This is a genomic window from Mycobacterium sp. E342 (assembly GCF_001667665.1).
GTDB lineage: Bacteria > Actinomycetota > Actinomycetes > Mycobacteriales > Mycobacteriaceae > Mycobacterium.
The window spans coordinates 1-940 of record NZ_LZJM01000246.1 but is presented as its reverse complement, the minus strand read 5'-3'; the positions used below and the strand labels follow the sequence as shown (position 1 = coordinate 940).

Genomic DNA, 940 nt, shown 5'->3' with positions numbered 1-940 from the left:
CGATTGTCACCGTTGACCAGCGGCTCCAGATAGCGCTTTTTCTGCTCGTCGGTTCCATGCTCGATCAGCGTGAGCATCGTCGCGTCCTGGGGGCCCATGCAGTTCATCGCCCAGGCACCCAGGTGACTGAAGGCGCGCCCGACCTCGACCTGCACGACCGCGTTCGCCAGATGACCGAGGCCCATTCCGCCGTATTCGACCGGAACGAACGGGCACCACAACCCGGCAGCGCGCGCTTCGGCCTGAAGCTCTTTAACGATTTCGAAGAAGGGCCGCGCGCCGACTTGAGGCTCGGCTGGCAGCACAACGTCGTCGATGAAAGTGGCGACCCGGGCACGCAGTTGCTGAATCTCCGCCGGGAGCTCGAAATCGATCATGTGACATACGCTGACAGGATTGACAGTAACTGTCAACACCGTTAGCGTCAGTGCATGACTTCGACTGCGACGCTGCTCGACGTCGATCGGCTCGATTCGTGGATCGGGGACCAGTTGCCCGGTTGTGGGACCCCGATGACGGCTGAACGGATCGGCGAGGGGACCGGAACGGCAAACGTGTCGTTCCGGGTGGCGCGCGGTGAACACGCCTGGGTGTTACGTCGGCCGCCGGCGGTCAAGAACCACCCCACTGCCTCGAATACATTGCGGGAGTGGCGCATCCTGCGGGCTTTGGAGGGCACCGACGTGCCCCATCCACCGCCGGTGCTCTACTGCGAAGATGCCGAAGTGCTGGGCACCGAGTTCATGTTGATGGGCGTGGTGGATGGATTCACGCCGGGGTTCGAGCTGCCCGAACCCTTTCTCGGTGACATCACCCTGCGGCACGGCCTAGCGATGGCCTACGTCGACGGACTGGTCCACCTGGCCGCGGTGGACTGGCGACGGCGCGGTCTGGCTGACCTTGGCAAGCCCGAGGGATTTCTGGAGCGTCAAGTGCCACG

2 protein-coding genes are annotated in these 940 nt (G+C 63.7%); one reads left to right on the top strand and one right to left on the bottom strand.

Features of this window, described 5'->3' with window-relative positions; genetic code table 11:
* Positions 1-377, bottom strand: a 377-nt coding sequence (locus A5692_RS19255; protein WP_197514510.1) for an acyl-CoA dehydrogenase family protein, incomplete at its 3' end; no start/stop codon positions are given.
* A gap of 54 nt (positions 378-431) precedes the next feature.
* Between A5692_RS19255 and A5692_RS19250 the strand changes: the two genes are divergently transcribed.
* Positions 432-940 (top strand): phosphotransferase family protein (locus A5692_RS19250; protein ID WP_156766169.1); only part of this gene is annotated, 509 nt, incomplete at its 3' end.